The organism is Neptunomonas sp. (genome assembly GCF_016744175.1).
GTDB lineage: Bacteria > Pseudomonadota > Gammaproteobacteria > Pseudomonadales > Balneatricaceae > Neptunomonas.
This window is the reverse complement of sequence record NZ_JADGEV010000028.1, coordinates 43430-50521: the sequence shown is the minus strand read 5'-3', so window position 1 is coordinate 50521 and position 7092 is coordinate 43430. Positions and strand designations below refer to the sequence as shown.

The window sequence follows — 7092 nt, the reverse complement described above, 5'->3', positions numbered from 1 at the left end:
CTTCCAAATCAACTCTCAGAACTGCGTGCACTGTAAAACCTGTGATATTAAAGACCCATCTCAGAATATTACCTGGGTGACGCCTGAAGGCGGCGGCGGCCCTAACTACCCTAATATGTAAGCTCACACATGTAAGGCCTGAGATGCAGCCGGAGAACTTTACATGGAATAATGAATAGTGATTGCCCAAAAGCCCGTTTTTCGGGCTTTTTTATTCGCCTTTTTAAAGAATTGATTGAAGCTTTTTTTAAAACAACTTAGATTGAAACCTACTATATATCTATTCAAAAACACTAAATACATTGAGCAATATATGCCGCTTACTGCCAATAATAGCGTTAGCTATGATGAAGCTATCTGGACTGCTATCGGATTTATTCCTGAAGGAAAAGTAGCCACCTATGGTCAAGTAGCAGAAATTGCTGGCTTTCCCCGAACGGCGCGTGCTGTTGGTAGAGTATTATCAAAGCTTCCTAAAGATACTCTAATCCCATGGTTTAGGGTCATTAATGCTAAAGGCGAAATTTCCTTTCCTATCGGCAGTAGTCGATACGATGCACAAAAACAGCGTTTACAGGATGAGGGGGTCGTCGTTTTGAACGGGAAAATCAACTTAAAATCATATCGTTGGGAAATTTAATCCATTCGTAACCTATTTAATACTGAAGCAATATGCTTGAATATTGATAAGAAATATCTCAAGCATTATTAGATATAAAATATGGATAAAAAAACTCTCGCATTAGATAACGCAGAACTACAACGCGCTCTTAGGCTCGCCGCAAAAAGAGTGGAGCACGATGAAACCATACTCAATCGCTTTTTTGACATTGAACTGCGCCTACTTGCCTGCCATAAATTATCCGATCTTTTAGATATCTTATTGAATCATTTCAAAGATGTTTTTCGCTTATCTGCTGTTTCAATTATTTTATTTGATCCAGAGCAAATAGCATTAGACTTGCTAGAAGAGATGCCTGTTGCTGATAGAAGTAGACTGAAATTTGAGCCCGACCAACGCCTTTTACGCCAGCTTTATCCTAGCAAGACACTACATGCAGGTGAAATAGATTTAAATATGCGTAAAAAGATATTTCCTGATAACCCTTATATCCTCAGTGTTGCAATGCTCCCTTTAATTCGCCAGAACTGCCTCATTGGTAGTTTGCACTTAGGCGCTCAAGACATTCATCGTTACACTGTCGACTATCGCTACGATTACCTTTCCCACTTATCATCTGTTATCTCCGTCTGTATTGAAAACTGTATCAACCACGAGAATTTACACAGACTCAGTATTATCGACATGTTGACAAGTGCTCACAACCGAAGAGCATTTGACTTAGAAATCGTCAAAGAGGTCACTCGCTCCAATCGTAATAGCGAACCATTGAGCTGTCTCTTTATAGATCTAGATCATTTTAAAAAAATAAATGATGAATACGGACATCAAACAGGAGATCGCGTTCTCAGAACCATCGGTCTCTTACTAAAGCAACTTCTACGTAAGACTGATTTAGTTGCACGCTATGGCGGCGAAGAGTTTTCTATTCTTTTACCTAGTTGTGCAAAACAACAAGCAGAAAAAGTTGCAGAAAATTTACGCCAAAAAATATCAGTGCAAATCTTTCGTAGCCTAAATGGCACTCCCTTTAGAGTTACGACATCAATTGGTTGCTCAACTTACTTGCCTACAGACACTGACAGTGAGAAAGACCAAAAGAAACAAGCCGACCTATTGCTCAATAGATCGGACAAAGCGCTATATGAGGCAAAAAGCATGGGAAGAAACCGTGTATGTTATAAAGGTTTTTCTTACAACGTCCCTCAAAATAACGATACAGACCATACTACGAGTTAATGTCTCTCATTAGCTCTACATAAAGTGCTTTATATTCTTCTGATCGTTTTTCACCAAAAAGCGGGTCGTTTTCAATGGGGAGCCCTGCTTCAACAGCCTTCCAGTCAGCATCTGTTGCTACTTCATTGAGTACTGGAAAAACGCTCGCTTCTTCGAAATCTAGATGTTTTTTTTCATTACGCACAAAGTCTTCAAGCTTTTCAATAAAGTTATCCATTGGCATGACTGCATCATGTAAAACTCCATCAATGACTTCCAGCAATGCATGCGCGAATCCTTTGAGGTTTGTATGAGCTACTTCACACTCTTGCATAACGCCATCTAGCTTAGTATCACGCCCTTTGAAGAAGGCAAATACCTCATCTTCTTTTGGGTGATGATAGCCTTCTGCATAATTGGCTATATACCCGATAACATCAGCCATTAATCCTATATTAGGTTGGTTTCCATCCTTTAACTTGATAATTTTTTTATCTAGAATCTCAAGCAATTTACTTAAATTAACATGATCCTGTTGCAACTCTGATATTACTGTCATGTCCCTTCCTCCAATACATGGATATAAACACTATAGCTCAAGCTGAAAGATATTTTTGATAGAAATCAATGCTTCAAATATTGAGTAATTAGGGTGCTTATGAAAAGCTAGAAGTACACGTATCAAATAAACCTTTGCTCTAAAAACATACAGATTCTCTATTTTGAAATAAGTTCAAATGAGTTTTGCTAACTCAGCAAGAGAGTTATAACGATAGTCACTTAATTCTGGCCATTGCATGTCCCTATCGGTACTGACATGCACTGTCTTACAACCCGCAGCCTTACCTGCCAAGAGGTCATATTTAAAGTCTCCAATCATGACGGCATTACTTGCAGGTGCGGCCCATAAAGAAAGCAGCTTACCTATCCCCTGAGGGTCCGGCTTAGGAACCGCATCATCACGCCCAATAATGCACTCTGAAGGAAAATACTCAGACAAGTTTAAAACAGACAAGGATAGCTGCGTAAAAGCTTTAGTATTACGAGTCACTATCCCCATATTACACTGCTTATGAGATAACTCCTCTAGTAATGAATAAACACCATTCGCGGACTTAGCTTGTAGTGCATAAAAATGCTCTAATTGATCTAGGCGCTCAACTTTTTCACTACGTATTGGCTCAGAAAGGTTCGCCAAATGTTGTAAAATATCTTCACCCGGCGTGATGTCTAGCTCTCTTCTAATGAGATCAAAATCGTGAACGGGTTGCGTGAGCGTTCCATCAAGATCGAAGATCCAATGCTCGCAATGTTTTAAGAAATCAGACATAGAATTACTTCTTATCGGAAGACATGCGTTTAAGTAGTAAATCAACTTTATCTTCGAGTCGTTGAATCGCTACTTGGCGCTGCTCAAAATTTGCATCATCAATAAGGAAGCGCTCTAACTTTCCGAGACTATCCTGGCTATCTTTTAAGGTGTGTAGAAGGTTCCGGGAGCGTTTCTTTGTGCTGTCAGTAATTCTGGCAAAGCGCCCCAATGTGCGCTGCAGCTGGTCATCCAAATCATGGATATGCTGTGCCACGGCCAGCATGTCGCTACTAAGAGAATGATTGATATTACCAACCTGAGATTCAAGCTGACTTACTGCTGTACGAAAACGAGACAAAAATTTATCGCCCTCGCTGTCCATAAATATGAGTAACAATTCTTCAGGATAAAGCGCGCGATTACGCCCATCCGCGCGAATTGAGTACTCTCCGCGAGGAGAGCAGTACGGCTTTAAAAGCCCCAAAGGAACTTCAATCCTCATTATGGCTTTCGCTTTTAAATTCTCAACAAATATTTGAACATCTACGTTGGGGTAACAATCAGTTGCTTTATTAATCACCATAAGACGAGCGTTATCGTCTACCTCACACCCAACAACTTTGCCTCTTTGAAGCCCACCCTGCGTTGTATACTCATCGACTCCAATGAGCAAAGTGCCACCATTAGGCGCATTGGCCAGCGCAACAATATCGCTACTTTTTACACCGCTGACATCACGCTTAAAATCAACATTTGCTGTTTCTGTAGAAGCCAACATCTGACGAGTACGTTTCGTCAAATGTTGGTACTCACGCTTAACCGGCATCGTGGAGCGTCTTATTGATAGAGGCTGTCATTGAAAGGATCTAGAGGTGTTTCCATCATCTGATCATCACGGAAATATAAAATACGTCCTTCAAATTTCAAACCTTTACCTGCAAACCATCGGTCTGTATCTTCTCGCCCTTCTTCTGCCGACCCAACTTTCATTGAAGCCATTATAATTCGGTAAAAATATAGACCAAATAATGCCGTCGAAGCGCCAAGGAAAAAGTCTGAAGCCACTGCAAACAAGAGCGCTATAACTCCGGCTACCCACACTCGACTTGCACGAGCATCTTTCGCTGTTTCGTTCGCTATTTCGTATTGATCTTGAAACTTAAGATAACGTCGAAAGTTTTGTTGTAAATTAAATTTATCTTCAGATGAGAGCTTTCGGTCCATCAGCACACCTATAGTTCAGTATTATTTTTGAATGAGTGATTTGTATGACTACCAAACCACTCAATTAGTTCTATCATGCCAAGCTTTTACTCACAACCTCAAATACATCCCTGGATAAATTCCCACTATCCATAATTCGTTGTAATTGTGTCCTCATTAGCTCCTGCCTATTGCTATTATAACGCCTCCAACGTGTAAGAGGCGTCACTAAGCGTGAAGCTATCTGGGGATTGAGGTCATTAAGAATAATAATTTGATTTGCTAGAAAACGATAGCCACTTCCGTCAAGTTCATGAAAATTAACCGGGTTTAATGAACAAAAGCTTGAAATAAGACTGCGAACCTTATTTGGATTTTGAAGATTAAACGCTTCGTGCTCCATTAGCGTTTCAACCTGAGATAGCGTCCCTTCTTGGGGATTTGATGCTTGCACCGAAAGCCATTGATTAACGACTAAAGGTTGATCCGACCAACGCTGATAAAATTGATCAAGTATCACTTCACCGGCTTTCTGAAAGCTTGAGTGCACGACAAGACTCAAGGCAGCTTGGCTGTCCGTCATATTATCGGCTTCATGGAACTGCGCCAATGCTAATTCAAGGTATTCCTGTTTACCCGTTGCCATTAAATAACTCAGACAAACGTTACGCAACGAACGTCGAGCAATACTATCAGCACGAGGAGAATATGCTTCAGTTGATGTGCAACGTTTGTAAGTAGAAAGCAATTCAGTTTCCAGCTGCTTAGCTAATTGCTGACGCACAAACTGGCGCGCTTGATGTATGGCACTAACATCAATGACTTCAGCCAACTCACTGAGGTATGCTTCTGAAGGCAAAGTCAGTACTTTTGCAACCATTGCCTTATCTAAGTCGTTGTTACCTAAAACAACCCTAAAAGCATCCCCTAATTGTGTATCTAATTGAAGTTCTTTGCCTTGCGAAAGCTCTGAAACCAACGATTGCAGAATATCAACACCTAGCTTTTGTGCAGCTTCCCAACGGCTAAAACCGTCACTATCGTGACTCATTAAAAACGTTAAATTATCGTGCGAGTATGGGTAATTCAATTTAACAGGTGCAGAAAAACCTCTCAACAAAGAAGGTACAGGCTTAGCAGTAACGCCGATGAATTCAAACGTCTGCTCAACATCATGTAACTCAAGTACTTGCGTGGTTGCACCATTTGGCAACACTAAATCAGCTCCTTCTTCATCCAACAACCCGATCGCTACAGGTATATGGTAAGGATTTTTGGTTTCCTGTCCCGGTGTTGCTGGGCAAGATTGAGTGATTGTTAGTTGATAAGTTTGTGTTGCCTCATCATACACATCCGTCACAGTTAGAACGGGTGTACCTGCTTGAGTGTACCAATTTCTAAAGTGTTGTAAGTCTTGTCCTGAGGCATCTTCCATCGCCTTAACAAAATCTTCCGTTGTTACGGCTTGCCCATCATGTCGAGAAAAGTATAGATCACTCCCTTTACGGAAAGCATCTTCACCTAACAAAGTATGAATCATGCGAACAACTTCTGCTCCCTTCTCATAAATTGTCATTGTGTAGAAATTGGAGATTTCCATAAATGAAGCAGGCAATATTGGGTGCGCCATAGGACCGGCATCTTCTGCAAACTGAGCGGTACGTAACAAGGCTACATCTTCAACTCGTTTAACTGTTCGCGAGTTCATATCAGCAGAAAACTCTGCATCCCGAAAAACAGTAAATCCTTCCTTTAAGCTTAACTGAAACCAATCACGGCATGTCACACGGTTACCTGACCAATTATGGAAGTACTCATGCGCTACTACGCCTTCGACACGCTGAAAACCAGCATCTGTGGTCGTTTCTGGGCTAGCAAGGACACAAGATGTGTTAAAGACATTCAAGCCCTTGTTTTCCATCGCTCCCATATTGAAAAAATCAACCGCCACTATCATATAGATATCTAAGTCATACTCTCGACCGTATACCTTTTCATCCCAGCGCATCGCATTAATCAGAGATTTCATTGCATAATCAAGTTTATCTAGGTCTTTGTCCGCTGCATAAATACGTAAAGCAACATTGCGCCCACTTGAGGTTTTATACTGATCTTCAATTAACTTCAGATCACCGGCTACTAATGCAAACAGATAAGCGGGTTTAGGATGAGGATCTTCCCATGTAATCCAATGACGTCCTTCATCACTTTCTCCTGCGGCTACAGGATTACCATTGGAAAGCAGTACAGGATACGCGGCTTTATCTGCTTCAATAGTTGTCGAAAACACAGACATAACATCGGGTCGGTCAATATAAAAAGTTATTCTCCTAAAACCTTCTGCTTCGCACTGAGTACAGTAAATACCATCAGAACGGTACAGCCCTTCTAAAGCAGTATTCTCATCAGGGTTAATCTCAGTAACTGTTTCAAGGACAAATGTATCAGGAACATCTGAAATAACTAAACCCTGCTCATTACGCTGAAACTCATTCTCAAGCAATACATGGTCATCAACTGATACTCGGCAAAGCAATAATAACTTATCACCCTGTAGTTCCAGCTCACGACTATTACTTTGTGATTCAGGATTACGGCGCATTGTCATTCGAGCTTTAACCAACGTTTTGTCAGGTTTTAGCTCAAAACGTAATTCTGTGTGGTCGATAAGAAAAGGAGGGACCTTGTAATCTTTAAGGTATATAACTTCGGGTTGCTGGGTCATAAAAAAATCTCT

8 protein-coding genes are annotated in these 7092 nt (G+C 40.9%); 3 read left to right on the top strand and 5 right to left on the bottom strand.

Features of this window, described 5'->3' with window-relative positions:
• The 3 genes from QZZ55_RS13300 to QZZ55_RS13290 all read left to right on the top strand — a co-directional run.
• On the top strand, positions 1-121 hold a 121-nt coding region (locus QZZ55_RS13300; RefSeq protein WP_293267819.1), incomplete at its 5' end, for a 4Fe-4S dicluster domain-containing protein.
• Between the two features lie 192 nt (positions 122-313).
• Entirely contained in the window at positions 314-640 is a 327-nt protein-coding gene (locus tag QZZ55_RS13295; RefSeq protein WP_293267817.1) for an MGMT family protein, read from the top strand.
• Between the two features lie 81 nt (positions 641-721).
• Positions 722-1861, top strand: a complete 1140-nt coding sequence (locus QZZ55_RS13290; protein WP_293267816.1) for a sensor domain-containing diguanylate cyclase — start codon at positions 722-724, stop codon at positions 1859-1861.
• Here the strand turns inward: QZZ55_RS13290 and QZZ55_RS13285 are convergent.
• The 5 genes from QZZ55_RS13285 to pepN all read right to left on the bottom strand — a co-directional run bounded on the left by QZZ55_RS13285 (position 1851) and on the right by pepN (position 7080).
• Positions 1851-2399, bottom strand: coding sequence for a hemerythrin domain-containing protein (locus QZZ55_RS13285; RefSeq protein WP_293267815.1), 549 nt, complete (start codon positions 2397-2399; stop codon positions 1851-1853). The genes QZZ55_RS13290 and QZZ55_RS13285 overlap by 11 nt on opposite strands.
• A gap of 174 nt (positions 2400-2573) precedes the next feature.
• A complete protein-coding gene (locus QZZ55_RS13280; protein ID WP_293267814.1) occupies positions 2574-3170 on the bottom strand; it encodes an HAD family hydrolase in 597 nt (198 codons plus the stop codon).
• 4 nt (positions 3171-3174) lie between these two features.
• Entirely contained in the window at positions 3175-3978 is an 804-nt protein-coding gene (locus QZZ55_RS13275) for an ATP-binding protein (protein WP_293267813.1), read from the bottom strand.
• A gap of 11 nt (positions 3979-3989) precedes the next feature.
• Positions 3990-4376, bottom strand: coding sequence for a hypothetical protein (locus tag QZZ55_RS13270; RefSeq protein ID WP_293267812.1), 387 nt, complete (start codon positions 4374-4376; stop codon positions 3990-3992).
• 73 nt (positions 4377-4449) lie between these two features.
• Positions 4450-7080: an aminopeptidase N gene (gene pepN, locus QZZ55_RS13265; protein ID WP_293267811.1), complete on the bottom strand. Its 2631-nt coding sequence runs from the start codon at positions 7078-7080 to the stop codon at positions 4450-4452.
• Positions 7081-7092: the final 12 nt, after the last annotated feature.

Coding starts and splice junctions, on each gene's coding strand:
- QZZ55_RS13295 (WP_293267817.1), top strand. CDS start 314: ATGCCGCTTACTGCCAATAATAGCGTTAGCTATGATGAAGCTATCTGG.
- QZZ55_RS13290 (WP_293267816.1), top strand. CDS start 722: ATGGATAAAAAAACTCTCGCATTAGATAACGCAGAACTACAACGCGCT.
- QZZ55_RS13285 (WP_293267815.1), bottom strand. CDS start 2,399: ATGACAGTAATATCAGAGTTGCAACAGGATCATGTTAATTTAAGTAAA.
- QZZ55_RS13280 (WP_293267814.1), bottom strand. CDS start 3,170: ATGTCTGATTTCTTAAAACATTGCGAGCATTGGATCTTCGATCTTGAT.
- QZZ55_RS13275 (WP_293267813.1), bottom strand. CDS start 3,978: ATGCCGGTTAAGCGTGAGTACCAACATTTGACGAAACGTACTCGTCAG.
- QZZ55_RS13270 (WP_293267812.1), bottom strand. CDS start 4,376: ATGGACCGAAAGCTCTCATCTGAAGATAAATTTAATTTACAACAAAAC.
- pepN (WP_293267811.1), bottom strand. CDS start 7,080: ATGACCCAGCAACCCGAAGTTATATACCTTAAAGATTACAAGGTCCCT.